The sequence below is a fragment of the Pantoea sp. Ep11b genome (assembly GCF_040783975.1).
Lineage (GTDB): Bacteria > Pseudomonadota > Gammaproteobacteria > Enterobacterales > Enterobacteriaceae > Pantoea.
In genome coordinates this window covers 1,789,244-1,812,307 of the sequence record NZ_CP160631.1, presented here as the reverse complement: position 1 = coordinate 1,812,307, position 23,064 = coordinate 1,789,244, and the positions used below count along the sequence as shown (strand labels likewise).

At 61.1% G+C, this 23,064-nt stretch carries 24 protein-coding genes; 2 read left to right on the top strand and 22 right to left on the bottom strand.

The window, feature by feature from the left end; translation table 11 throughout:
• Positions 1-5: 5 nt before the first annotated feature.
• Positions 6-2,555 carry a glucans biosynthesis glucosyltransferase MdoH gene (mdoH, locus tag AB1748_RS08510; RefSeq protein WP_111138609.1) on the bottom strand — a complete coding sequence of 850 codons (2,550 nt, stop codon included), beginning with the start codon at positions 2,553-2,555 and terminating at the stop codon, positions 6-8.
• Positions 2,548-4,083, bottom strand: a complete 1,536-nt coding sequence (locus AB1748_RS08505; protein ID WP_199559964.1) for a glucan biosynthesis protein G — start codon at positions 4,081-4,083, stop codon at positions 2,548-2,550. The genes mdoH and AB1748_RS08505 overlap by 8 nt, the downstream gene beginning before the upstream one ends.
• 267 nt (positions 4,084-4,350) lie before the next feature.
• Between AB1748_RS08505 and mdoC the strand changes: the two genes are divergently transcribed.
• Positions 4,351-5,484, top strand: coding sequence for a glucans biosynthesis protein MdoC (gene mdoC, locus AB1748_RS08500; protein ID WP_111138608.1), 1,134 nt, complete (start codon positions 4,351-4,353; stop codon positions 5,482-5,484).
• Positions 5,485-5,658: 174 nt separating this feature from the next.
• Here the strand turns inward: mdoC and AB1748_RS08495 are convergent, their stop codons facing one another.
• Positions 5,659-7,119, bottom strand: coding sequence for a phospholipase D family protein (locus tag AB1748_RS08495; RefSeq protein WP_111138607.1), 1,461 nt, complete (start codon positions 7,117-7,119; stop codon positions 5,659-5,661).
• A gap of 152 nt (positions 7,120-7,271) precedes the next feature.
• Between AB1748_RS08495 and AB1748_RS08490 the strand changes: the two genes are divergently transcribed.
• Positions 7,272-8,435: a beta-glucosidase gene (locus AB1748_RS08490; protein WP_293773976.1), complete on the top strand. Its 1,164-nt coding sequence runs from the start codon at positions 7,272-7,274 to the stop codon at positions 8,433-8,435.
• Here the strand turns inward: AB1748_RS08490 and AB1748_RS08485 are convergent.
• The 19 genes from AB1748_RS08485 to AB1748_RS08395 all read right to left on the bottom strand — a co-directional run bounded on the left by AB1748_RS08485 (position 8,423) and on the right by AB1748_RS08395 (position 22,954).
• Complete coding sequence (locus tag AB1748_RS08485; RefSeq protein WP_199559963.1) at positions 8,423-8,596, bottom strand: hypothetical protein; 174 nt, start codon at positions 8,594-8,596, stop codon at positions 8,423-8,425. The genes AB1748_RS08490 and AB1748_RS08485 overlap by 13 nt on opposite strands.
• Before the next feature lie 37 nt (positions 8,597-8,633).
• Positions 8,634-8,777 carry a hypothetical protein gene (locus tag AB1748_RS08480; RefSeq protein WP_167498268.1) on the bottom strand — a complete coding sequence of 48 codons (144 nt, stop codon included), beginning with the start codon at positions 8,775-8,777 and terminating at the stop codon, positions 8,634-8,636.
• 124 nt (positions 8,778-8,901) lie between these two features.
• A complete protein-coding gene (locus AB1748_RS08475) occupies positions 8,902-10,134 on the bottom strand; it encodes a beta-ketoacyl-ACP synthase (RefSeq protein WP_111138605.1) in 1,233 nt (410 codons plus the stop codon).
• Entirely contained in the window at positions 10,134-10,865 is a 732-nt protein-coding gene (locus AB1748_RS08470) for a 3-ketoacyl-ACP reductase FabG2 (protein WP_367396239.1), read from the bottom strand. Before AB1748_RS08470 ends, AB1748_RS08475 begins: the two co-directional genes overlap by 1 nt.
• Entirely contained in the window at positions 10,862-11,338 is a 477-nt protein-coding gene (locus AB1748_RS08465) for a 3-hydroxy-fatty acyl-ACP dehydratase (RefSeq protein WP_111138603.1), read from the bottom strand. The genes AB1748_RS08470 and AB1748_RS08465 overlap by 4 nt, the downstream gene beginning before the upstream one ends.
• Entirely contained in the window at positions 11,335-12,489 is a 1,155-nt protein-coding gene (locus AB1748_RS08460) for a beta-ketoacyl-[acyl-carrier-protein] synthase family protein (RefSeq protein ID WP_367396238.1), read from the bottom strand. The genes AB1748_RS08465 and AB1748_RS08460 overlap by 4 nt, the downstream gene beginning before the upstream one ends.
• Positions 12,486-13,058: a DUF3261 domain-containing protein gene (locus AB1748_RS08455; RefSeq protein ID WP_293773970.1), complete on the bottom strand. Its 573-nt coding sequence runs from the start codon at positions 13,056-13,058 to the stop codon at positions 12,486-12,488. The genes AB1748_RS08460 and AB1748_RS08455 overlap by 4 nt, the downstream gene beginning before the upstream one ends.
• Positions 13,055-15,361 carry an MMPL family transporter gene (locus AB1748_RS08450; RefSeq protein ID WP_367396237.1) on the bottom strand — a complete coding sequence of 769 codons (2,307 nt, stop codon included), beginning with the start codon at positions 15,359-15,361 and terminating at the stop codon, positions 13,055-13,057. The genes AB1748_RS08455 and AB1748_RS08450 overlap by 4 nt, the downstream gene beginning before the upstream one ends.
• The gene (locus AB1748_RS08445; RefSeq protein ID WP_111138599.1) at positions 15,348-15,956 is read right to left on the bottom strand and encodes an outer membrane lipoprotein carrier protein LolA; all 609 of its coding nucleotides are present in this window, start codon (positions 15,954-15,956) and stop codon (positions 15,348-15,350) included. Before AB1748_RS08445 ends, AB1748_RS08450 begins: the two co-directional genes overlap by 14 nt.
• The gene (locus AB1748_RS08440) at positions 15,950-16,363 is read right to left on the bottom strand and encodes an acyl-CoA thioesterase (RefSeq protein ID WP_367396236.1); all 414 of its coding nucleotides are present in this window, start codon (positions 16,361-16,363) and stop codon (positions 15,950-15,952) included. Before AB1748_RS08440 ends, AB1748_RS08445 begins: the two co-directional genes overlap by 7 nt.
• On the bottom strand, positions 16,356-18,065 hold the full coding sequence (locus tag AB1748_RS08435; protein ID WP_111138597.1) for a glycosyltransferase: 1,710 nt from the start codon (positions 18,063-18,065) through the stop codon (positions 16,356-16,358). The genes AB1748_RS08440 and AB1748_RS08435 overlap by 8 nt, the downstream gene beginning before the upstream one ends.
• A complete protein-coding gene (locus tag AB1748_RS08430; protein ID WP_111138596.1) occupies positions 18,059-18,406 on the bottom strand; it encodes a hydroxymyristoyl-ACP dehydratase in 348 nt (115 codons plus the stop codon). The genes AB1748_RS08435 and AB1748_RS08430 overlap by 7 nt, the downstream gene beginning before the upstream one ends.
• Positions 18,393-19,712 (bottom strand): AMP-binding protein, encoded by a 1,320-nt coding sequence (locus AB1748_RS08425; protein ID WP_367396235.1) that lies wholly within the window; start codon positions 19,710-19,712, stop codon positions 18,393-18,395. Before AB1748_RS08425 ends, AB1748_RS08430 begins: the two co-directional genes overlap by 14 nt.
• Positions 19,709-20,272, bottom strand: a complete 564-nt coding sequence (locus AB1748_RS08420; RefSeq protein ID WP_111138594.1) for a hypothetical protein — start codon at positions 20,270-20,272, stop codon at positions 19,709-19,711. Before AB1748_RS08420 ends, AB1748_RS08425 begins: the two co-directional genes overlap by 4 nt.
• A 7-nt stretch (positions 20,273-20,279) precedes the next feature.
• On the bottom strand, positions 20,280-20,534 hold the full coding sequence (locus AB1748_RS08415) for an acyl carrier protein (RefSeq protein ID WP_111138593.1): 255 nt from the start codon (positions 20,532-20,534) through the stop codon (positions 20,280-20,282).
• 16 nt (positions 20,535-20,550) lie between these two features.
• The gene (locus tag AB1748_RS08410) at positions 20,551-20,808 is read right to left on the bottom strand and encodes a phosphopantetheine-binding protein (protein WP_111138592.1); all 258 of its coding nucleotides are present in this window, start codon (positions 20,806-20,808) and stop codon (positions 20,551-20,553) included.
• Between the two features lie 13 nt (positions 20,809-20,821).
• A complete protein-coding gene (locus tag AB1748_RS08405; RefSeq protein ID WP_111138591.1) occupies positions 20,822-21,622 on the bottom strand; it encodes a 1-acyl-sn-glycerol-3-phosphate acyltransferase in 801 nt (266 codons plus the stop codon).
• Positions 21,615-22,346, bottom strand: coding sequence for a beta-ketoacyl synthase chain length factor (locus tag AB1748_RS08400; protein WP_111138712.1), 732 nt, complete (start codon positions 22,344-22,346; stop codon positions 21,615-21,617). Before AB1748_RS08400 ends, AB1748_RS08405 begins: the two co-directional genes overlap by 8 nt.
• A 221-nt stretch (positions 22,347-22,567) precedes the next feature.
• Entirely contained in the window at positions 22,568-22,954 is a 387-nt protein-coding gene (locus AB1748_RS08395) for a hypothetical protein (RefSeq protein ID WP_111138590.1), read from the bottom strand.
• Positions 22,955-23,064 lie beyond the last annotated feature (110 nt).

The following is a 23,064-nucleotide window of genomic DNA, read 5'->3' as shown; positions in this document are numbered from 1 at the left end:
TCAGGTTACGCGTTTTTCAGCGCGTGAGGGTTAAGGGAGAGTTTCTGATAACTCTCCACCCACTGATGATACTTGTCCGCCTCTTCCCACAGCCGGGTGTGAACGCGGGCCAGTACCACCGGGTCGCTGATCAGCTGCAGACGCTGGTCGCGGCTCAGTTTCTCCGGCGTATCGCTCAGCGCCTGGTCCACACGACGGTCACGGGCATAGTCCAGTAACTGACTCTGCTTGTGACGTGAGGTCGCCAGCGCCGTGGCCAGCGCGTTGAACGCAGGGTGGAACACAGCGTGCATAAAGCCATTTTCCAGTGCGCGTTCACGGTTCAGCTCCAGATAGCGGTCCGTGTCCACCAGCTCCTGCGGCGGTGCGTACTCTTCCGGGATCAGGAACAGCTTCGCGCGCTTGCTCTTAAGCCCCAGCGTGGCGCGACTCGACATCACCGAAACAAACGGCGACAGGATCAGTGAGAAGACAATCGGTGCCAGCCACCAGAGGAAATTGAGATCCAGCAGGCCCATACCAATCGCCCACACCAGACCCAGTGCCATCTGTGAACCGTGACGTTTAAATGCCTCTCTCCACGGCGTCGCATCATCATCACGCTGTGGCGAGTTCCACACCACTTCCCAGCCCAGGAAGGCGCTGACCACGAAGACCGTATGGAACAGCATGCGCACCGGTGCCAGCAGCACCGAGAACAGCGTTTCCAGCACCAGCGACGCCAGCAGGCGCAGCGGGCCGCCATAGGCTTTCGATCCTTTAAACCAGATCAATACCACGCTCAGCATCTTCGGCAGGAACAGCAGCACCATCGTGGTCGAGAAGAGCGCGATGGCCAGCTCCGGACGCCACTGCGGCCAGACCGGGAACAGCTGCCGCGGTTGCAGGAAGTAGGTCGGTTCCATCAGCGTGTGCACCACCTGCAGGGCGGTAGACAGCGCCAGGAACATAAACCAGAGCGGCGCCGAGAGATAGGACATCACACCGGTCAGGAACACCGCGCGGTGAACCGGGTGCATCCCTTTCACCAGGAACAGGCGGAAGTTCATCAGGTTACCGTGACACCAGCGGCGGTCACGTTTCAGCTCATCCAGCAGGTTCGGCGGCAGCTCCTCATAGGAGCCTGGCAGATCGTAGGCAATCCAGACGCCCCAGCCGGCACGACGCATCAGCGCAGCCTCTACGAAGTCATGCGACATGATGGAACCGGCAAACGAGCCTTCACCCGGCAGCGGCGCCAGTGCGCAGTGCTCGATAAAGGGTTTCACGCGGATAATGGCGTTGTGACCCCAGTAGTGCGACTCGCCCAGTTGCCAGAAGTGCAGACCGGCGGTGAACAGCGGACCGTAGACGCGGGTCGCAAACTGCTGACAGCGCGCATAGAGCGTGTCCATACCGGAAGCTTTCGGCGACGACTGGATGATCCCGGCGTTCGGGTTGGCTTCCATCATGCGCACCAGGCCGGTGAGACACTCACCGCTCATGACGCTGTCGGCGTCCAGCACGACCATATAGCTGTAGTTGCTGCCCCAGCGACGGCAGAAGTCATCGATGTTGCCGCTTTTACGCTTCACACGACGACGGCGGCGGCGATAGAAGATCCGGCCTGCGCCACCGACATCGCGCACCAGCTCCATCCAGGCTTTCTGTTCGGCGATGGCGATATCCGCATCGTAGCTGTCGCTCAGGATGTAGACATCGAAGTGATCGGCGTTACCGGTGCGAACCACGGATTCCCAGGTCGCACGCAGACCCGCGTAAACACGCTCCACATCTTCGTTACAGATAGGCATGATCAACGCGGTCCGATGCGCCGGATTCAGCGGCTCATCCCCGACGGTCGAGTAGGAGATACTGTATTTATCCCGTCCGATCAGCAGCTGCAGGAAGCCCATCAGAGCCGTCCAGAAACCGGCAGAGACCCAGCAGAACAGGATCGCAAACAGGAACAGAATACCGGTCTGCAACACATACGGCAGAATCTGCATCACAGACTGCTGCCAGTTCTGGTTGATCATCTCCATCGGATCCAGCAGCGTCCAGCCCTGGTACGGCAGAATACTCTTCATGTACCAGGTGGCGACCACGGTCTGGAAAAGGGTCAGGATCAGCAGGATATAGCGGCGAATCGAACCGACATGACGCCACTTCTCTTCTGCACGCTGCTCTTCCGCATTGGCGTAACGCGGTACCGTTTTGTGTCCACGCAGTGAGTCCCAGGCACGGGCGACCGGGTTGGTTCGCCAGGCTTCCGGGAACATCAGGGAGCGTTTGACTTTCGGCATCGCCTTCAGCGTGGTGCGATCGAGATCATCCTTGCCCAGCTGCTGGCCGTCGGCCAGTGAATCCGGCCAGGCCATTTCAACCCGCGATGAGACCGATTTTAACGGTGCATCGTCGGGGCGATCGCTGGCGGCGACATCCCTGCCCAGCGCATCATGGATGAAGTGGAACGCCCCGGCATTCTGTAAAGAACCGCTGAGACGTGCCTTCCCTGCCGCATCCAGCGGCAGAGAGTCCACATAACGTTGAGGTGTAAAAGTCGATTTATTCATTGGCAGGTAACTGATAGCTCCAGGTTTCCGTCAATGTCTTGTCGCCGCTGACCAGCGCCGCCCGCATTTCGGTGGACTGTTTGGCATCTTTCACGCGCAGACGCAACACCAGACGCCAGCCTTTGGTGACCGGGTTATAACGTACGCTCTGCTCAACCACATCGGCATTCTTGCCAACGCTGACCTGTGGCGCAACCTGACTGTTTTCAGCCATCTTACTCATGTCTTTACCCACGAAGTCGATGGTGAAAGCCACAGTGCCATCCGGCTGACGCACCAGATTAGACTGCTTCACATCGCCTGCCGAACGCAGGGTATTTTTGACCCAGGCGATATCGTCAGAGTGCAGCTGATTTTCGTCGCGCGAGAAGTGCAGACGATATTTGAAGTTCATCTCTTTGCCAGGCTCTGGCAGTTTCTCCGGCGTCCAGAATGCAACGATGTTGTCGTTGGTTTCATCCGCCGTCGGGATCTCAACCAGTTCCACCCGGCCTTTACCCCAGTCGCCTAACGGTTCAACCCAGCCGCTTGGACGCAGGTCGTAACGATCATCCAGATCCTGATAGTTGCTGAAGTCACGTCCGCGCTGCAGAAGACCAAAGCCTTTTGGATTTTCGATGGTATAGGTGCTGACCGCCAGATGACGCGGGTTGTTCAGCGGACGCCAGATCCACTCTCCATTGCCGTTGTGGATGGAGAGACCGTCTGAATCGTGCAGCGCCGGACGGAAATTGTTCACCGCAGACGGCTGATTCTGACCAAACAGGAACATACTGGTCAGCGGGGCGATCCCCAGCTTGCCAACGTTGTCACGCAGGTAAACCTTCGACTGTACGTCTACGGTTGACGCCTCACCCGGACGCAGCACAAAGCGATACGCGCCGGTCGCACGCGGCGAGTCGAGCAGCGCATAGATCACCAGCTGTTTATCCTGCGGCTTCGGCCGTTCAATCCAGAACGTTTTAAAGCGCGGGAACTCTTCACCGGACGGCAATGCCGTGTCGATGGCCAGTCCACGCGCAGACAGGCCATAGACCTGACCGGCACCGATGACGCGGAAGTAGCTGGCACCCAGGAAGCTGGCGATCTCATCGCTTTTACCCTTGTTGTTCAGCGGGTAAAGCACTTTGAAACCGGCAAAACCGAGGTTTTTCACCGCATCGGCGTCATGTTTTACGTTACCGAAATTGAAATAATCGGGGTTGTATTTAATCTCGCGCACCGCGCTGGCGGTCACCTCGTTGATCTGCACCGGGGTATCGAAGTACATCCCCTGATGATAGAACTCCAGCTTGAATGGCGTGCGCAGTTTGCCCCAGTAAGCTTTATCGTGGTTAAACTGGATTTGCTGATAGTCAGCAAATTTCATTTCACGAAACTGAGAGGGTAAATTGCTTTTAGGCGCTTCGAAGCTTTTCCCTGCCAACGCTTTGGCTTGAACTGCAACATCATCAATATTAAACGCCCAACTGTTGTTGGCATACAACGCCAGCAGAACCGCAGTACCCATCCAGCGTACCTTCATCAGTCCGGCTTTATTTTTTTCTTTAGTCAGCACATCCCCCCCTTTCGTGTGCTTAAATCAAACCCGTTTATCTTAAAGGATTATTCGGTTTTCCGACAGCTTATGCGCAAGATTGTTCCTGCATTTCAGCAGGCTTAACGCCAGTTTAGGACAATTAGACACTCCGGATTCTACTGATAGTATACCCGCTTTATCGCAGCTAGAATTTCATCCGATGATAATCCGGTTTCAGGGTGAAACCGGCCAACCGTACTAACGAACTGGAACTTTATGAGTACTGTAAAACCTGAACGTGAATACTTCCTCGACTCCATTCGCGCCTGTCTAATGTTACTGGGGGTTCCGTTTCACGTTTCCCTCATCTACTCTGCGCAGAAATGGGCAGTGAACAGCCAGGAGGCGTCACTGTGGCTGACGCTGCTGAATGATTTTATTCATTCCTTCCGCATGCAGGTCTTTTTTGTCATCTCGGGCTACTTCTCCTACATGCTCTATCTGCGCTATCAGCCACGGCGTTTCCTGAAGGTGCGGCTGGAGCGGGTCGGGATCCCGATGCTGACGGCGGTTCCACTCATCACCCTGCCGCAGTTTTTCATGCTCAAGGCCTGGACCGATAAACTGGCTGACTGGCCCCGCTTCACCCCCTATCAGAAGTTTAACAACCTCATGTGGGAGCTGATCTCACACCTGTGGTTCCTGGTCGTGCTGGTGATGCTCACCACCCTGGGCATGGTGACGTTTCGCTGGCTGCGCGATCAGCACCGTACAATCGACTACTCACGGGTCGGCTGGGGTGCCCTGGCGGGCAGCGTGCTGGCGTGGGCGCTGGTGTGGTGTCTGTTCCGTCGTCTGGTGTTTATCTTCCAGCCCAACTGGCTGATGGATGGCCTGTTCAACATCGTGGTGATGCAGACCCTCTTCTATCTGCCGTTCTTTATGCTGGGGGCGCTGGCGTGGAAGCATCCACCGCTGAAGGCGCTGTTTGTGCGGTTTAATCCGGTGATGTGGTTCGGCGCGCTGCTGCTGTTTGTCGCCTACTGCACCAATCAGCGTCTGGGCAGCGGCGACGGCTGGTTATATGAGACGGATGCCATTATCACGACGCTGATGGGGCTCTGTATGCTGAACGTCTGCTTCTGCCTGGGTCACAAGCTGCTCAATTCCCATTCGCCGCGCATCCTGTATCTGGTCAACGCGTCGCTGTTTATCTATCTGGTGCACCATCCGCTGACGCTGCTGTATGGCATCTATGTCACGCCACGGATTGAAAATAACACGCTGGGCTTTTTCATGGGTCTGCTGATGGTATTTGGCATCGCGTTTCTGCTCTATGAGATCCATCTGCGCATCCCGCTGCTGCGCTTCCTGTTCTCGGGGAAATCTGAACGTAAACAGGCGCAATAAGCGCGAGCCGTGACTTCCGGCCTTAAGGCAAAGCGTGCAGAGACTTAACGTGCCGGGGGCTCGCGCCAGCCGCCTCTCAGGGATGAGGGGCGCAATCGCCCTTACTGAGCCTGCCCGGGATGGCAGGTTCTGCGTTTTTTGCCGGGATGCAGGCTCACTGAGGCCGCGAGGCGCTTACAGCAGCCACTCAATCGGCAGCCGCCACACTAATCGCACCTGCAGCCGCTGCCACCAGGAGCAGCCCGGTTCATGTTTGTGCACAATCTGCTGCGCTTCGCCCGGATACTCCAGCCAGTTAACCCGCCCCCACTTATCCAGCCGCAGCGTCCAGGCCCGGTCACGCATCGACTGACTGAAACGCTGATGCGTCTCTCCGGCCAGCGCCGCACTCTCGATTACCAGCCCCATTTCGGTATTCAGCATCGCCGATCGCGGGTCGAAGTTAAACGAGCCGATAAACAGCGTCTGCTGATCCACCGAAAAGGTTTTGGCATGCAGGCTGGAGCCGGAATTACCGGTTAATCCCCGGTCGTGCGGGGCATCCTGCAGGGTCGCCTGCGGTTTCAGCTCATACAGTGCAATCCCGTGACGCAGCAATTTTTTACGCCACTTGGCGTATCCGGCGTGGACAATCGAGACATCGTTAGCCGCCAGCGAGTTGGTCAGAATGGCAATTTTGACCCCTTTGCGCTTCAGCGCCAGCAGCTGGGCCACGCCCGCGCGGGTCGGCACAAAATAGGCGGAAATGATGTCGAACTGCTGTTGCGGCGTGCCGATCACCTCCAGCATCCGCTGCGGCAGCAGCGTCCGCGCGCGCGCCTTGCCCAGCCCCTTGCGCGGATCGTCGCTCAGCAGACGTGCGCGGGCCCAGGTCAGGGGCAGCGTACCCGTCTCCAGCTCCTGCAGAAGCGACGCGTTTTCCAGACGCTTCAGATAGCGCTGCACCGGTTCACTGTGACGCCACGCGGCAGGCAGACTGACGCTGTCCTCCTCCGGCTCCCCGGCATCCAGCACCTGCTGTAGCGGCGACACTGGCTTGCTGTGCCAGTAGCGTTCAAAATCGTCGGCCACTTCGTTCACTACCGGACCAATCGCCATCACGTCGAGATCGGCAAACAGCGGTTCATTGCCGGTGCCGAAATATTCGTCGCCAATGTTGCGACCGCCTACCACGGTTGTCACCCCATCAACGGTAAAACTTTTATTGTGCATCCGGCGATTCAGCCGGGCGAAGTCGGTGAGATAACCCAGCGCGCGCAGGGTGCGGAAAGAGAACGGATTAAACAGACGCACTTCAATACCGGGATGACGGTTAAGCTGCGCCAGCGTGTCGTCCAGGCCCGGCGTATTATTATCATCCAGCAGCAGCCTCACCTTTACCCCGCGCCGGGCGGCCTCCAGCACGGCGCTGAACAGCAACCGGCCCGAAAGATCGTTCTGCCAGATGTAGTACTGAATATCGAGAGATCGCTCTGCTTTCTGTATCAGCAGGTAGCGGGCGGCAAACGCATCCAGTCCGTCGCTGAGTTGATGAATGCCGCTCAGCCCAGGATGGCGCTGACACACGGGTTCCAGCCGGTTTTGCAGCCAGCTGGCACGTTCCGATGACTGGGAGAGCTCAAACGCTTCGGTCATGACAATTCCCTGTAAGATGCTGTTATTTTATTATTCCCCGGTCCGACCGCTGGCGCTATACCGCTGTTCCGAATGCGTGAAAGTTGTGGGCGTTTTTTAGTCTAGACTTAACCGGACGATCTGTGACCGGCAATGGCCGGCAGGAGAGGAATATGTCTCATCACCCCCTTACAGATACCGGCCCGCGTTACCATCCCAGCCTGTTCCGCAGCTTTTTTCAGGGCAGTTTTCCCTGCTCTGCCGCCTGTCGCACACCCGGCAAACGGCTCGACATGGTCATCAGCAGCGGACACGACATGCTGCTGGAAAAAGATTACGCCGCCCTGGCCACCCAGCATCTGCTTACCGCGCGCGACGGCGCCCGCTGGCATCTGATCGAGAAGATCCCGGGTCAGTATGACTGGCAGAGCTTTCTGCCGATGGTGGATGCCGCACAGCGTCAGCAGATAGAGATCATCTGGGAGCTGGCCCACTTCGGCTACCCCGACCACCTGAACATCTGGAAGGCGGAGTTCGTTGATCACTTCTGCCGTTTCGCCCGCGCGATGGCCCTGCTGATGCGTGACCGCGGCATTGAGCGCCCCTTCTTTACCCCAATCAATCAGATCTCCTTCTGGTCATGGGCCGGGGCGGAGGTCGCCTGGTTTAATCCTCATGCCGCCCGGCGTGGCAGGGAGCTGAAACGTCAGCTGGTCCGCGCCTCACTGGCCGCGATTCATGCCATCCGTGAGGTTTACCCCGATGCGCGCTTTGTTCTGACCGATCCACTGGTGCAGATTGCCCATCATCCTGACAACCCGGACAGTAAACCCCGGGCCGATGCGCAGCATCAGGCGCAGTTTGAAGCCTGGGATATGCTGGCGGGCCGGATCGATAAGGAGCTGGGCGGCAGTGAAGCGTGTCTGGATATTCTCGGCCTGAACTACTATCCCGATAATCACTGGTTTTTCCCCGATCAGCCGATGTCACTGACCGACCCGGAGCGGGTGCCGCTGCATATTCTGCTGGCCCGCTGCTGGGAGCGTTATCAGCGCCCGATGCTGATCGCCGAAACCGGCGCAGAGGGTGACGCACGCGCGCCCTGGCTGCAGGAGGTTGCAGAGAATGTGACGGTGGCGCTGGATCAGGGCATCGCGGTGGAGGGCATTTCGCTCTATCCGGTAGTGGAGTATCCCGCCTGGGCCGACGATCGGCGTTCGCCCGGTCCGCTGCTGGGACTCGCCGATCCCAACGGCAATCGCAACCTGCATGAGGCGTTAGCGCTGGTACTGCGCAGTCAGCAGATTAAATTTACCACCCGAAATCAGGCGTGCTGAGCCCGGTTTGTTTTGGGAGTACAGGAGTGAACGTCCAGGGAGGGATCGACAGGATGACGAATGTCGGTCAGCCAGACCATCGTCAGCAGGAACGTTACCCCGATCAGACAGGCCGCCAGTAAACCAATAATTGCGATCAGTTTATCATCTCCGGAGTCCATCGCCTTCTCCTCATTCAATCCGTTGAAGCTGTGCGTGTCAGCTCATCCAGAGCGTAATCATGAGCACAAAGATTATAAGCGTTACGGAGGTCACCGCAAGCACCACAATCGCGAAGTGCGCATCATCAAGGGACTGGCGGATCGGCTCGTCCTGATCGTCGGGCGGCAAGGGTAACGACATAACTGTCCTGTGAAAAAAAGGGTCCGCCGGGCGGTGAGAGACAGTGTAGAGGAAAGGGCGTTAACCGTCTGTTTCTTTCGCCATGAAAATAAACGGGCCCGTGCCGGGTGGCACGGGCCTGCGATCAGCTGCCGCGCCAGCGTCTGAAGATCAGTGACGTGTTGATCCCGCCAAAGGCAAAGTTGTTACTCTGGATATAGTCAGTCTCGATCTCGCGAGGCGCACCCATGATGAAGTCGAGCGCGCCGCCGTCAGCGGCCGGCTGAGTCAGGTTAAGCGTCGGCGCAAACCACCCTTCCCGCATCATCTCGATGCTCATCCAGGCTTCCAGCGCCCCGCAGGCACCCAGGGTATGCCCGAAGTAAGATTTCAGCGAGGAGATGGGCGTGGATTCACCGAACACGGCAGCCGTCGCCAGACTTTCCGCCATGTCACCCCGTTCGGTCGCCGTGCCGTGCGCATTGACATAACCGATCTCTGCTGCCGTGATCCCGGCGCTCTGCAACGCCCGTTCGATACAGATCTGCATGGTTTCCCGCTGCGGCTGGGTAATATGCGCAGCATCGCAGTTGGTGTGGAAGCCGGTCAGTTCGGCGTAGATCGTGGCACCACGCGCCTGTGCATGCTCCAGCGACTCCAGAATCAGCGTACCCGCCCCCTCGCCAATCACCAGCCCATCGCGCTGCTGGTCGAACGGCGCTGGCGTGGTGTGCGGCGCGTCGTTACGCTGGCTGGTGGCAAACAGGGTATCGAACACCGCCGCTTCCGACGGACAGAGCTCTTCCGCCCCGCCAGCCACCATCACCGTCTGATAGCCGTGACGGATCGCTTCCCAGGCATAGCCAATCGCCTGGCTGCCGGAGGTGCAGGCGCTGGAGGTGGGGATGACCCGTCCGCGCAGGCCAAAAAAGAGCCCGGCGTTGACGGCGGTGGTATGCGGCATCATCTGCACGTAGGTGGTGCCGGTAATATTGTTGGTGTGTTTCTCGGTCAGCATAGTGGCGAACTCGCTGACCGGCCCGGTACTGCCGGTCGATGAACCGTAGGCGATGCCGGTTTCGCCGCTGGTCAGCACCGGGTGGTCAATCAGGCCCGCCTGGGTCAGCGCCAGTTCGGTTGCACGGGTCGCCAGCAGCGACACGCGGCCCATCGCCCGGATGCGCTTGCGGGTGTAGTGAGCGGGCAGCGTAAAATCATCCACCGGTGCGCCCAGCAGGGTGTGCAGCCCGTCATAGACCTGCCACTCTGGCATAAAGCGCACCGCGTTGCGGCCTGCACGGATGCGGGCCGCGATCTCAGCCCAGGATTCACCAAAGGCAGTCACGCCTCCCATTCCGGTGACAACGACGCGCTGCATCACAACATGCCTCCGTTAATCGAAATGACCTGACGCGTGACGTAGCCTGCGATATCGGACATCAGATAGCTCGCCAGGCCCGCCACCTCTTCGGCTGCGCCCATGCGTTTCATCGGCACAAGTTTCATCGCCTCGTCGACCACCTGCGGTGCCAGCCCTTCCATGCCGGTATCGATCAGGCCGGGCGCGATGCAGTTAACGGTGATCTTACGTTTGGCCAGCTCAATCGCCAGCGCCTTAGTGGCACCGATAATGCCCGCTTTGGCTGCGCTGTAGTTGACCTGCCCGCGATTTCCCATTATCCCGGAGACCGAAGAGAGGGTAATGATCCGGCCACCGCGTCGCAGGCCGATCATCGGCATCACGCAGGGCTGAATGACGTTGTAGAAGCTGTCGAGATTGGTGTGGATGACGCTGTCCCACTCCTGATCCGTCAGGGCCGGAAAGGCCGCATCGCGGGTAATGCCCGCATTGCTGACCACACCGTAATAGGCCCCATGCTCTTCGATATCCGCCTCAAGCGCGGCGCGGGTTGCGGCCCGATCGGCGACATCAAAGCCCAGCAGACGGCCGCTGCCGCCTGCGGCTTCGATCTGCTGCAGGCACTGCTCAGCTCCGGCGCGATCGCGATTGAAATGCACGATAATCTGAAAGCCATCCTGAGCAAGACGCAGCGCAATCGCGCGGCCAATGCCTTTACTGGCGCCCGTGACTAATACCGACTCTGTCATGGCTGTTTTCCTTGTAACATTAATTGCTGTAATTCTGCTTCATTGGGTTGATAGGTATTCAGGCGGCCGCTGGCAAGCAGTTGCGTGCCCGCGCGAATCTCACCTTCAAAACTGCCCATGCGATCGTCGCGCATCAGCAGCGTCATGCGGATATCCAGTGTGACCGCTGCGGGAAACAGCGGCTGCTCTGCCCGCCAGCCGCGTCCGCCCAGCAGCATACCGGGCGGGATCAGCGTTGCGCCGCCCTGCCGGGCGTGCCAGCCCGACCAGACGCCCACGGTCTGCGCCATCATCTCAACGCCAAACCACGCAGGCAGTTCACCCTGCGCCGTCAGAAACGGCGCCAGTACGCCATCCGCAGCGGTCGAAACCTGGCAGTGAACCTGCACATCATCGACGGCGATCAGCTGGTCTAGCAGCAGCATCGGCGCAGCGTGCGGCAGCCAGTGTGCCGCAGGAGAAGGAAAAATCATGAAACACGTCCCAGAATCAGACAGGTATTGTTGCCGCCAAAGGCGAATGAGTTAGAGGCGATGACGGGCCGCTGCAGCGTCTGCGGCCGTAACAGCAGGCCGAAATCCGGCAGGCTCTCATCCTGCGCCGCCTCGCTGAAATCCTGCGCAGGCAGCAGCAGGTTCTCCTGCAGGATCAGCGCGCTGAGAGCGGCTTCGCACACGCCCGCCGCGCCAAGCGTATGGCCGGTCAGATGTTTGGTTGAACTGCAGGGTATGCGGTTGCCGAACAGCCGCTGGATCACCCCGGCTTCCATCTGGTCGTTGAGCGGTGTGGCGGTGCCGTGCAGATTGATATAGCCAATCTGTTCCGGCAGCAGGCTGGCCCGCTGCAGTGCCATGCGCATCGCCCGTTCTGCGCCCTCGCCTTCGGGATGAGGCGCGGACATATGCCAGGCGTCAGAGGATTCCCCCGCGCCCAGCAGCGCCAGCGGCTGCGGCTCACGCGTCAGCAGCATCAGCGCCGCCCCTTCCCCAATCGAGATGCCGTCGCGATCGCGGCTGAAGGGTGCGCAGCGTCGTTCAGAGAGCGAAGCCAGGCTGTCAAATCCGTTGATCGGCATCCGGCTCAGCGAGTCTGCCCCGCCCACCAGCGCCACATCGGCCAGCCCTGCCGCGATCAGCCGCTCGCCACTCATGATGGCGCGTGCGCTGGAGGAGCAGGCGGTCGAAATAGTATAAGCCGGGCCATCCAGACGCAGATAGTGCGCCAGAAAGCGGGAAGGATCGCCTAACTCCTGCATCTGATAGTGATAATCGGGCTGCCTGCCGCGGATCTGCTCGTCGCCCTCATCCACGCCCGAGGTGCTGGTGCCCAGCACGATCGCGACCCGGCTGGCACCATAGCGGTCAATCGCCGCGTCCAGCGCCGGACGGATCTGCGCCAGCGCGGCCAGCAGCAGCTGATTGTTGCGGGTATTGTGCGCGCGCAGGGCGGCAGGGATCGGCGGTAACGCCCCTTCGACCCGGCCAAGCCAGCAGGCACGGCCGCTGCTCAGCCAGCCCTGGCTGCGCTGCATGCCAGGCGCCTCCCCTTTTTTCAGATGCGCGGCAATCTGCTGGCTGTTATTTCCCAGGGCATTCAGCATGCCGGTGGCAGCAATATAGATCATGAGGCGTCCAGCTGTTGAATATGGATCTGATAGCCAAAAGCATGCTGCCGGATGCTGATCGGCTGGCGCTGATGACCGCGTTGCAGATAGTCAATTTCGGTCACCAGATGGTTATCGGCATCGATCAGTTTTCGCTTTAACCCCTGATCCTGCAGCGTCCAGCCTGCCGGCAGCACGGCCTGCCAGCGAGCCACTGGCCAGTAGCTGAGCATAATATCCGCCAGGACCTGACTGGCAGGCGGCATCTGCGGCAGCGGCATCAGCTGCTCTGTGTGGATACCGCTGGCGTCGTAGCGCAGGCTGAACAGCCGGATGCCCACCGAGGAGAGTCCCGCCAAATCGATCTGCTGCTTATCGGCGCTGAGCAGCACCAGCAGCGACTGGCTCCGCCCTTTCACCTGCCCGGTAAGTAACTGCTGCTGCTGAAAAGCGGGTTCAATCCCCGGCGACGGCAGGGTCACTTTCACGCCCGGCTTCAGCCAGGCGGTGGGACGACTGCTGTCGGGGGCCGGTCCGGCACAGGCGCTGAGCAGCAGCGCCGTCAGCAGAACAGAGGCGGCACGGATCATCGTTTACTCCTTGATCGGGTGGGTCGCATCGCCAGCGGCGACAGCAGGAACGCGCTGAAGATGCCGCTGCATAAAACGGTGCCGAAACTGGCAATTGCGCTGGTGCTGCTGAACACCAGCATTCCCAGCGTCAGTAAGGTAGTGATCATCGCCAGCGATACCGCCAGCAGCGAGGTCAGCGGCGTGCCCTGCGGATTGCTGAAAAAGAGCGTGTAGTTAATGCCAATGCCCAGCACCAGAATCAGCGCCAGCAGGGCAAACAGGTTCAGCGAGGCGCCTGTCCAGCCCAGGGTCGACAGCGCCATCGCCAGCGACAGCACCGACGGCAGCGCGCTGCGCAGGCCCGCTCTGAGCCCCAGCCGCAGCACAAAGCTCAGCGTTATCAGCGCCAGCGCCAGTGCCAGTAATCCGCCGAGCAGAGTGCGCCAGAAGCTGAACAGCGCATCGTAGCTCGCCTTGCGGTCGATCCAGCTGACGCCCGGATGCTGCGCCGCCAGTGCCGCGAGAGCTGCGCTGTCCCGGACACCGCTGACGGGCACCAGCACCCCGCTGCGTCCATCCGGCAGCGTCAGCCAGAGCAGCCGCCAGCCTTCGCTCAGGGGGCTCGCCAGCCAGGCCGCTGGCGTCACCGGCATCGGGCTCAGATCCGGTTCAGCCAGCGCCATCCCCGCCTGCTGCAGACGGGCCCGGATGTGCGGCGCGGCCTGGTTAAGCAGCCGGAGATCCTGCTGCTGCCGGGCGAGTGACGACAGCGGCAACAGGCGATAGTGCTGCAGCCAGCCCTGCTGCTGAGCCTGCTGCAGATCCGGGGCCAGGGTTTCCAGCCGCTGCAGCGTCTGCTGCGCATCCTGACCCCAGACGACAAACCAGGTCTGATCGGCGCGCTGTCCGGTCAGGCTGGCCAGCTGGCGATCCTGCTCCAGCAGGCGGGCCGGGGCACTTTGCAGATGCGCGATATCATCATCCACCTTCAGCTGGGCGATCCCGGCCAGGGCAACGATCGCCATCGCCAGCGGCAGCCCCACGCGCAGCCCGCGCTGGCGACGCCAGGCGGCCAGCCAGCGGGCCAGCGTCACCATCAGCGGCACCGGGCGGACCGGCAGGCCGCGAACCAGCCACGGATAAATCAGGATCACCGTCAGGCAGGAGGCGGTTAATCCGCTGGCGGCAAAGACCGCCAGCTGACGCAGTCCCGGAAACGGTGCCAGCAGCATCAGCAGCCAGGCGATGGCGGTAGTGGCAAGCGCCAGCAGCAGCGTGCCGCGCACTTTGCGCAGACTCTGCCACGGCGTCTGCTGATCGCCATGCACCATCCGCTCGGTAAGATAGTAGAGCGTGTAATCCGCCGAGATGCCCACAATACTCAGGCTCATCACCAGCGTCATCAGATGCAGTTCACCGAAGCAGAGCAGCGTGACCACCGTACCCGCCAGCGCGCCGATCGCCACGGAGGTCACCGTCAGCAGCAGCGGCCGCAGCGAGCGGAAGACCAGCAGCACCAGCAGCAGCACGCCGCCCAGCGTCACGCTGCCCAGCGTCTTCACATCATGCTGCGCCCGCTGGCTGGCGCTGTCGCTGAACAGCACCGTGCCGCGCGTCAGCAGTAACGCCTGCGGCCAGCGCTGTTTCAGCTGCTGCTCCAGCGCGCTGAGCCGGGTCACCAGCGCATGACTCTGCTCAATGCTGAAAGCGTTGCTGGCCAGTTCACCGTGCAGAAAATACCACTGCTTTCCCTGCGCATCCCTGACCGTCAGCCAGCCGTCATGCAGCGACATACGGCCGGCATTCCCCGCCAGCGCCAGCTGCGAACCCCGCACCAGCATCAGCGGATCACCCTGCAGCTCCTGGCTGCTGACGCCAGAGAAGGCCGAAAAGAGCTGCCCCAGCAGCCACGTCGCCTGCGCCTCGCCGCCGTTCTGCAACCGGCTGCGGGTCGCCTCATCAAGTAATCCATTGCGGTGCTGCCAGGCAAAACGGCCCCACTGCTGCTGCTGCTGTGCACCGAGATCGCCTTCAACCTGTTTCAGGTCAGGCAGCGCGCGCAATTGCGCCAGCCACCAGGCCGCAATCTGAGGATCGTCCTGTTCACCGGGCGAAACCAGCCAGACCAGCTGGCGATCCAGCCGCTGCATAAAGCCCTGCTGAAGCGCAGGTGGCGCTGCACCCAGATTCTGCTGCGGCAGCAGCGCCAGCACGCTGCTGTTAAGCTGGCTGCGCGGCAGCAGAAAAGCGAGCGCCGCCGCCAGCAGCAGACAGAGCAGCAGCCACAGGAGGGCCAGCCTGCGATCGTTACGGCCCGGCAAAACGCGCCTTCTCTTCGTCGCTCAGCTGCGGCGGTTCGGTTCGGGTCTGACTCAGCTCAATCCGGGTTTTATCCCCCTGCCGGTCATCCAGGTTAATGCTGTCCAGGAAGGTGCTGCCCGCCAGCGAGATGCGGTTAAAGATTTTGTTGAGCGGCGCGGCCTTTGGTGTCAGATCCAGCGTCCAGGCGCCGTTGCCGCGATCGCTGAACGCCACGCTGAAGTTTTCATTGAGGACTTTTTGATCGGCCTGGAACAGCGCCCGCAGCAGATGGTTGAACTGGAACATCTGCGGGTTGCTCTCTGCGGTGATCACCTGCGGCTTCTGACCACTGAGGCTCTGCACCATGCGTTTATCATCCAGCAGCAGCGTCATCACAAACGGCGTCTGCTGATGCCACCATAATCCCTGCTCGCGGGCGATCAGCATCTGTCCATGCGATACCAGCGGCTGGCGCATCCCGGCGATGGTGCGCGTCTGGGTAAAGTCGGCCCGGATCACCGGCTGGCTGGCAAAGCGCTGCTGCAGCTGGTCCAGCGTGACCGCGCTGGCGGCACTGGCCCACAGCAGCAGGCCGGTAAGCACGATTTTCAGCATCCTTTCACTCCTAAACGTTCCAGTAAAATATCGGGCGACACGAAGCACAACGCCTGCGTCGCCTGCTCAACGGCCACCTGCAGGGTATGAGCTTTGGTGGTGACCTCTCCGGTTGCGTTGCGGACCTCATAATCGATGCGCAGACGGTTCTCATGCTCTGTAATCCGGGCACTGACGCGAATGGTCTCTTCACAGCGCAGGGGCTGGCGATATTTTACCCGGGTATCGACCACCGGCCAGACATAGCCGCTGGCGGCCATCTCGCCGTAACTGTAGTTAATGCTGCGCAGCAGGGCCTCACGCGCCACTTCGAAAAAGCGGAAATAGTTGCCGTGCCAGACCACGCCCATGGGATCACAGTCGTGGAATGAGACAGTCAGCACAACCTCAGCATGATGTTCAGTCATGGTCAGTCCCCTTGTGAGATGCCTGTGGATCAGGCAGCGTCCAGAAATCGAAAAAGTTAAACCAGTCGAGCGGCGCCAGCAGGGCGTAATGGGCCAGTCGCGCCGCGTAGCGATCGACCGCCTCCTGCAGCGCCTGCTGACGCTGCGCGCGGGGCAGCAGCAGCGGGTCGGCGAACGGCTCACAGTGAACCCGCAGTTTACCCTGTTGACGCAGTGCGAACATCAGCAGCACCGGACAGCGTAAGGCGGCCGCCAGCACAAAGGGCCCCTGCGGAAAGGGCGCGGCACGGCCCAGAAACTCGCTCCAGATGACCCGGCGTTCACCGCCCCGCTGCGGATTTACTGCGGTGCGATCGCCGACGATCGCTACCCACTCCCCCGCCTCCAGCTTCTGCTGCAGCAGGATCGCCGTTTCCGGCCCGATATCGCTGACCGGCATCAGATTGACGCCCGCCTGTGGCGCGATCGTTTCCAGCACTTCCCGGAAACGCCGGGCGTTGTCGGTGAAGACCAGGGCGTTAATCACCAGCCCGCTGACCTGCTGCGCCATGGCCCGGCAGGCTTCGATGTCGCCGAGATGGGAGGCGAGGATCAGCTTACCCTGTGGCGAGGGTGCGCGGATCACCGCTTCTGCGCCCGGTGCAAAGTCGATATCCCGGCCCCAGCGCAGATCGCCCCGCCAGCTGGCGACTTTATCCAGCATCGCCCCGGCGAAGCGCAGAAAATGACGGTAGCTGTTGAGCCGGGGCGGCAGTGAAACCTGTTGCTGCTGCGCGGCCGTGGTGACCTGCGCCAGCCACTGCCGGGAGGCGCGCCGTGCACGCTGCCCGCTGAGCCAGTAGACCGCCACCACCGGCCAGAGCAGCAGCGTAAAGGGCAGCCGCCCGCCGTAGCGATAGACCGCCAGCATAAAGCGCAATCCCCCCTGCCCGCGACGTTCACTTTCCACCGACCAGTGCGCGGGCGGCTTACGCATCGCCAGCAGACGGGGAAGGCGTGGCAGCATGCCGAAAAAGAGCCGGGTGTGCATCCAGGAGATCCGCAGATTGTCGTAGAGCGCATCGAAGTGCGACAGGCCGGTCGCCGGATAGGTGACGCGGGTCGGGATAAAGCGGCTGCGGGTGCCCTGCCAGTAGAGCCGCACCATGATCTCGGTGTCGAAATCCATGCGCTGGCCGATGGCCCGGCGGTCACACAGCGCCAGCGTCGCCGCCAGCGGATAGACCCGGAAGCCGCACATGCTGTCACGGATCGACAGCGACAGGGTTTCGATCCAGACCCAGAAGTGAGTGATATAGCGACCATACAGGCGGGATTTCGGGATCGAGTCGTCATAGAGCGGCTGGCCGGAGATCAGCGCGTCAGGATAGCGTGCCGCTTCCGCCAGCATCAGCGGCAGATCCTCTGCCTGATGCTGGCCATCAGCATCCAGCTGCACCGCATGGGTAAAGCCGCGCGCCGCCGCCGCCCGCAGACCGTGGATCACCGCCGCGCCCTTGCCCTGATTGCGTTCCAGCCGCAGCAGGCTGAGCTGCGGCGCGTGCAGCGTCGCCAGCTGAAGCTGGGTGGCCGCATCGCTGCCGTCATCCACGACGATCACCGGCAGATTAAAAGGAGCCAGCCGCGCTATCACCGACGCCATCATCGCGCCGTGGTTGTAGCAGGGGATCACCACGCAGGGCGAGAAGGTCGTGTTTAACACAGCTGGATCTTCCCGCTGCTGGCGATCTGCTCGCCCTCCGCCTTCAGCAGGCTGTAGCGGAAGCTCAGCCGGGATTTCTCTGCATCCCAGTCGAGACGCAGTTGCAGCAGCGAGTCGGGCAGCACCGGCTGCTGAAATTTGATGTTATCCATCACGGAAAAGTGTTTACCGGGTGCCAGCAGCGACACCCCATAGTGCATCACCCAGTTGAGCTGGGCCACGCCAGGCAGAATTGGCAGGTCCGTGAAGTGGCCCTGGAACCAGAACAGTCCGGCCTCCACCTGCAGGGTCAGCATCACGCTGTCACCCTGCTGCTGTCGGCTGCGTTCAATCGGTAACATGAAAAAGTTCCTCTATTTGCGGCCAGGCGCGTTTGCTCTGCGCCGTCACAGGAATGGCCGGGACAACCCGCCAGTAACGCGGCATCGCCAGCGGTTCCAGCCAGTGCTGAAGCTGCCGCTTCCACTCCTGCCTGCGCCGGTGCAGTGCCGCATCATCCAGCGGTGTGTTCAGCGACAGCACCACGCCTATCGCCTGACGTTCATGACGGGTGACCACCAGCGCCGCCGCATCGGTGACCTCCGGCAGGCTGAGCAGACGGCGCTCTATCTCACTCAGTGAGAGGCGCTTATCACCGATTTTGACGATGCGATCGTGCCGACCTGCCAGCCGGAAACCGCCGTCCGGCTCCATTTGGATGCGGTCATCCAGCGGCAGCCCGCTGGCCTTGCCGATCAGCGGCGACCAGACCTGCCAGCGATCGGGGGCGGTCTGCGCCAGTCTGACCTCAGGAAACGCACGCCAGGACGGCGCCGGCCGATCGCAGACACGCCAGGCCAGCACGCCGGTTTCGGTGCTGCCGTAGATCTCACTGACCGGGCAGCCAAAACGCTGCCAGACCTGTTGCGCATCGGCGCAGGGCAGCACACCGCCGGCAGAGATAATCCGTTCACAGACGGGCGCGGCGAGCGCATCATCCAGCCGCGACAAAAAGGCCGGGCTGCTGACGAAGAGATAACGCCCGTCACGCGGCAGCTCGGCCAGCTGTTCGCCATAGAAGATCGGCTGGGCGGCAAACGGCAGCCTGAGCATCATGGGCAGAAACAGCCGGAAGGATAAGCCGTAGAGATGCTGATGGCTGACCGAGGCGATGACCCGGCAGCCCGGTAATCGCGCGCCCCACAGTGTGCTGAGCCAGTGGCTCTCCTGCTCCATCGCCGCCAGCGTTCTGACCACCTGCCGCGGCGTGCCGGTCGATCCCGAGGTAAACAGTACCAGCTCTGCGCGTTCAGGCAGCGGCGGCAGCGCCCCCGACGCTTCGGCGTCGTCCCACGCCAGTTGCGGCAGGGTCACCGCCAGCGGCATATCGCACACCACCCCATCAAGCTGCTCCTGCATCTCCTCCAGCAGGGCGGCGCGACAGTGGCCCGGCATCACCGGCGTTTTACCGGCATACCAGCAGGCTAACAGCGCCACGCAGAAGCGGTAGCTGTCATCAAAACAGAGCGCCCAGTGCGTGCCGGGCCGGGCCGCCAGCCGCTGACTGAGCGCCACGACCTGACGGTGCATGCTGCTCAGCATCAGAGGCCGATCGCCGCGCCAGGCGACCTCGCGATCGGAGCCGGTCAGCCACGTCGCTACCCTCACTCTTTGCGCCTCACGCGCTGCCGGACACACCATTCCGCGCCCATCAGCAGGCCGATTAACAGGTAACTGATGCCGCCGTTCCACAGCGTCCAGAGCCGCAGATCGCCCCACAGGCAGGTGAACAGCGCCATGCTGCCGTTGGCCATGAAAAAGAGACACCAGATTTGTGTCACGCGGCGGGTATAGCGCACGGCCGCCGCAGGCAGATCGGGCTCACGCAGCCGTGCAATGCGCTCCACCAGCGGCATTCCGCGCCAGAGGGAGCCGCCAGAGACCAGCAGCAGCGCCAGATTAACGGCGACCGGATACCAGAGCAGCAGATGCTGTGCGCGCAGTAGCTGGCTGCTGGCGCAGAGCAGCGCGCCAAGCAGCGCCAGCCAGCCCATCACGGCCCCCATCGCATGGTGCTGACGACGCAGCTGCAGCCAGCGCAGACCAAACAGCAGCGCCAGCAGCCAGAAGAGTCCCTGCCAGTGCGGCTGCGTCAGGGCCAGCCAGACCAGCAGCGGCCAGACCAGCAGCGTAAGCAGATTCAGCAGGCGAAGTATGGCGGCAGGCACGGCAGGATCAGGCTTCGTCGCGCATCAGTTGTTCAACCGCATCCACCACATCCTGCACGGTACGTACCGCGCGGAAGGTTTCCGGCTTGATTTTGCGGCCGGTCCGTTTTTGCAGGTGAACGATCATATCGACGGCATCGATGCTGTCGAGTTCCAGATCTTCATAGAGACGTGCCTCAGGCTGAATATCCTCGGGCGCGATCTCAAACAGGCTGGTCAGCAGCGAGGCCACTTCCTGATAGATTTCATCTTTATTCATCATAATGTTATCTCCGCTTTCAGCCTCGCTGTTGGTTGACGAACGCGGCCAGCGTCGCAACAGAGAAGAAGTGAGCACGCAGGGTTTCACTCTCCGCAGACAGCGCCACGCCGTAACGGTTTTTCACGGCCAGGCCAAGTTCCAGGGCATCAATCGAGTCGAGCCCCAGCCCGTCGCCAAAGAGCGCGGCGTCGGTTTCAATATCGTCGGGGCTGAGATCTTCAAGATTCAGCGTGTCGATAATCATCTGTTTGATATCGTTAATTAATACATCCATACCGGTTTTCGTCTTACCTGTTCTCGGGGACCAGCGCCTGCTGTAAATGGCGGGTCAGGCGACGCGCGGCCAGCGGCTGCGCATCGGGGTTACTTTCAAAAAACGACTGACTGTCGATCTTATGCTGTACCCGCACGGTAAACAGCGGTTTAACCGGCGGGATCTGAAACCAGCGGCTCTGTTTGTCGAGCATACGCTGGCTGCAGGTAATGTGTACCACGCGCAGATCGCATCCGGCGCGCACCGCAATATTGGCGGCTCCGCGCTGCAGCGTCAGCGGCTGGCCATAGCGGGTGCGGGTCCCTTCCGGAAAGATCAGGATTGTGTCGCCGCGCGCCAGTCGCCGCTGACTGTCCGGCAGCAGCGTCTCAGCCTCACTGTTGATGAGGTAGTCCGCGGCACGGATCACCCCACGCACAAACGGATTCTTTTGCAGATCGGCTTTGACCAGACAATCCATCTCCGGCAATACGGAGGCGATCATCACATAGTCGATCAATGACGGATGATTGGCGACGATCAGACAGCCGCGATCCTGCTGCAACGCTCCGACGCCTTCAATGCGGTAGTCAAAGACCCCGGTCATGCGGCAGAAACGCAGAAAGCAGCGAAAGCTGAAGGCGATGGCACGACGCGCCAGCAGGCGGCGACGCAGCGAATTGCGCTGAACCAGCAACAACAGGTTAAAACCCAGCAGCGACAGCAGCAGTCCGCCGAGGCCAAACAGCGTAAAACTTACCGCCGTCATCACCAGTCGCCAGGCGTAGTTCAGGCGGCTGCCCCTGCCCGCTGCAGAGGATGAACAGTCAGCCATCGTGCCTCCTCCAGTGCCAGGTCAGGCGTTCGCCCGACAGAGAAAAGGCGGGCGAACCCGCCAGCCACTGCTGCAGAAACGCCAGGCTCTGCGGCAATCCCTGCGACGGCACCGTGTCGGCTGCCGCCTGGCCCGTGCAGTGCAGCTCATCCCCCGCTCGCAGCAGCAGCGCCACCGCATAGGGAACGTTCACAGAGTGATCCGCCAGCCACGGCAGATAGTAGTCAGGTACGATGCCGTCAAAATCGACCAGCAGCACCTGCTGATAGCCCGCCTGGTGCAGGGCGCTGACTTCAACCAGCCCCTGCTGAAAGGAATCAATGCCTGCGGCGATGGAGGTCGAGACCAGCGGCGCTTTCGCCGCAATGGTGAGGCTGCCGACCGCAGAATTGTGGACCGACATCGCGAAATCCGTAGGTGACATCGGCTGCTGATCCGCCAGGCTGGTGAGGATGCGCAGATTACGCTCCAGTTCACCGTGACGACTGGTAAACACGATCGCGTCAACCTGCTGACGCGCCAGCAGCGCCAGCCCGCACTCTACCGCCGCACGACTGCCACCGCTCAGACGACGCGCCGTCATCATCGGTAAAAACTGCGGCTTCGCGATCGCCCCTGCGGGATCGATCGCAGCGCCCTGTTGCGCCCAGTCCTGCCAGGCCTGGCTTCCGTGTAATCCGGGAGCCAGCGCCTGCCAGTCGACCAGCGAGTAAGTGAGTCTCATCTCAACACTCTTTTCGTCATGCATGTGGTGGCGGCGTTCATCGGGTGATCGCCCGGCTCAGCCCGTCAGATCTGCGCTGCCCGACCGGCGGCCGCCTCGGGCTTCACGGTAGAGGGTTACCTGAAGGTTCAGCAATAGCAGCTCATCTGATTTATCGGCCGGTGCGCGGCGAACGTTATACGCCGGGGCCCTGACGGCAACACAGCGTGACGGTAACGCCGTTATCGGGCCGCCAGTGCGGACAGACGCAGCTGAATATCCTGGTCCAGATTGGCGATCCAGCGATTGTAATTGTTGTGGATCTGACCCTGTCCGGCTTTCAGGTTTTCGCTGCTGACATAATCGATGCGGTAGTTCTGGCTGGTGTACGAAACCCGGATTGTCGCCACGAAATCACGCTGAGCCAGTCGGCCATTAATAACGCCGGGTGAAACCGGTGTCATCACCCATTTGCGGCCTACACCCGCTTCGATAATGGCCGTTTTCATCTGATTGTCGCTGTAGCGCTGCGTCAGGGTCTGATTCACGTTATGAATCGGCGCAGTACGCGCACAGCCAGTCAGTAACACCGCGACCGTTGCCAGCGTCAGAAACATTTTTTTGTTCATCGTGATTCCCTTCTTTTATCAAAAATATCAGTGAGTTAAACGGATATCTCGCCGCGCGCAACTTTAGCTTTTTGTGCGCTTTTCCGTCTGGCTGGTAAAAAACCCGCGCA

Bases quoted from the DNA above. Each gene is read 5' to 3' on its own strand.
- mdoH (WP_111138609.1), bottom strand. From the start codon at position 2,555: ATGAATAAATCGACTTTTACACCTCAACGTTATGTGGACTCTCTGCCG.
- mdoC (WP_111138608.1), top strand. From the start codon at position 4,351: ATGAGTACTGTAAAACCTGAACGTGAATACTTCCTCGACTCCATTCGC.
- AB1748_RS08495 (WP_111138607.1), bottom strand. From the start codon at position 7,119: ATGACCGAAGCGTTTGAGCTCTCCCAGTCATCGGAACGTGCCAGCTGG.
- AB1748_RS08490 (WP_293773976.1), top strand. From the start codon at position 7,272: ATGTCTCATCACCCCCTTACAGATACCGGCCCGCGTTACCATCCCAGC.
- AB1748_RS08485 (WP_199559963.1), bottom strand. From the start codon at position 8,596: ATGGACTCCGGAGATGATAAACTGATCGCAATTATTGGTTTACTGGCG.
- AB1748_RS08480 (WP_167498268.1), bottom strand. From the start codon at position 8,777: ATGTCGTTACCCTTGCCGCCCGACGATCAGGACGAGCCGATCCGCCAG.
- AB1748_RS08475 (WP_111138605.1), bottom strand. From the start codon at position 10,134: ATGCAGCGCGTCGTTGTCACCGGAATGGGAGGCGTGACTGCCTTTGGT.
- AB1748_RS08470 (WP_367396239.1), bottom strand. From the start codon at position 10,865: ATGACAGAGTCGGTATTAGTCACGGGCGCCAGTAAAGGCATTGGCCGC.
- AB1748_RS08465 (WP_111138603.1), bottom strand. From the start codon at position 11,338: ATGATTTTTCCTTCTCCTGCGGCACACTGGCTGCCGCACGCTGCGCCG.
- AB1748_RS08460 (WP_367396238.1), bottom strand. From the start codon at position 12,489: ATGATCTATATTGCTGCCACCGGCATGCTGAATGCCCTGGGAAATAAC.
- AB1748_RS08455 (WP_293773970.1), bottom strand. From the start codon at position 13,058: ATGATCCGTGCCGCCTCTGTTCTGCTGACGGCGCTGCTGCTCAGCGCC.
- AB1748_RS08445 (WP_111138599.1), bottom strand. From the start codon at position 15,956: ATGCTGAAAATCGTGCTTACCGGCCTGCTGCTGTGGGCCAGTGCCGCC.
- AB1748_RS08440 (WP_367396236.1), bottom strand. From the start codon at position 16,363: ATGACTGAACATCATGCTGAGGTTGTGCTGACTGTCTCATTCCACGAC.
- AB1748_RS08430 (WP_111138596.1), bottom strand. From the start codon at position 18,406: ATGTTACCGATTGAACGCAGCCGACAGCAGCAGGGTGACAGCGTGATG.
- AB1748_RS08415 (WP_111138593.1), bottom strand. From the start codon at position 20,534: ATGATGAATAAAGATGAAATCTATCAGGAAGTGGCCTCGCTGCTGACC.
- AB1748_RS08410 (WP_111138592.1), bottom strand. From the start codon at position 20,808: ATGGATGTATTAATTAACGATATCAAACAGATGATTATCGACACGCTG.
- AB1748_RS08405 (WP_111138591.1), bottom strand. From the start codon at position 21,622: ATGGCTGACTGTTCATCCTCTGCAGCGGGCAGGGGCAGCCGCCTGAAC.
- AB1748_RS08400 (WP_111138712.1), bottom strand. From the start codon at position 22,346: ATGAGACTCACTTACTCGCTGGTCGACTGGCAGGCGCTGGCTCCCGGA.
- AB1748_RS08395 (WP_111138590.1), bottom strand. From the start codon at position 22,954: ATGAACAAAAAAATGTTTCTGACGCTGGCAACGGTCGCGGTGTTACTG.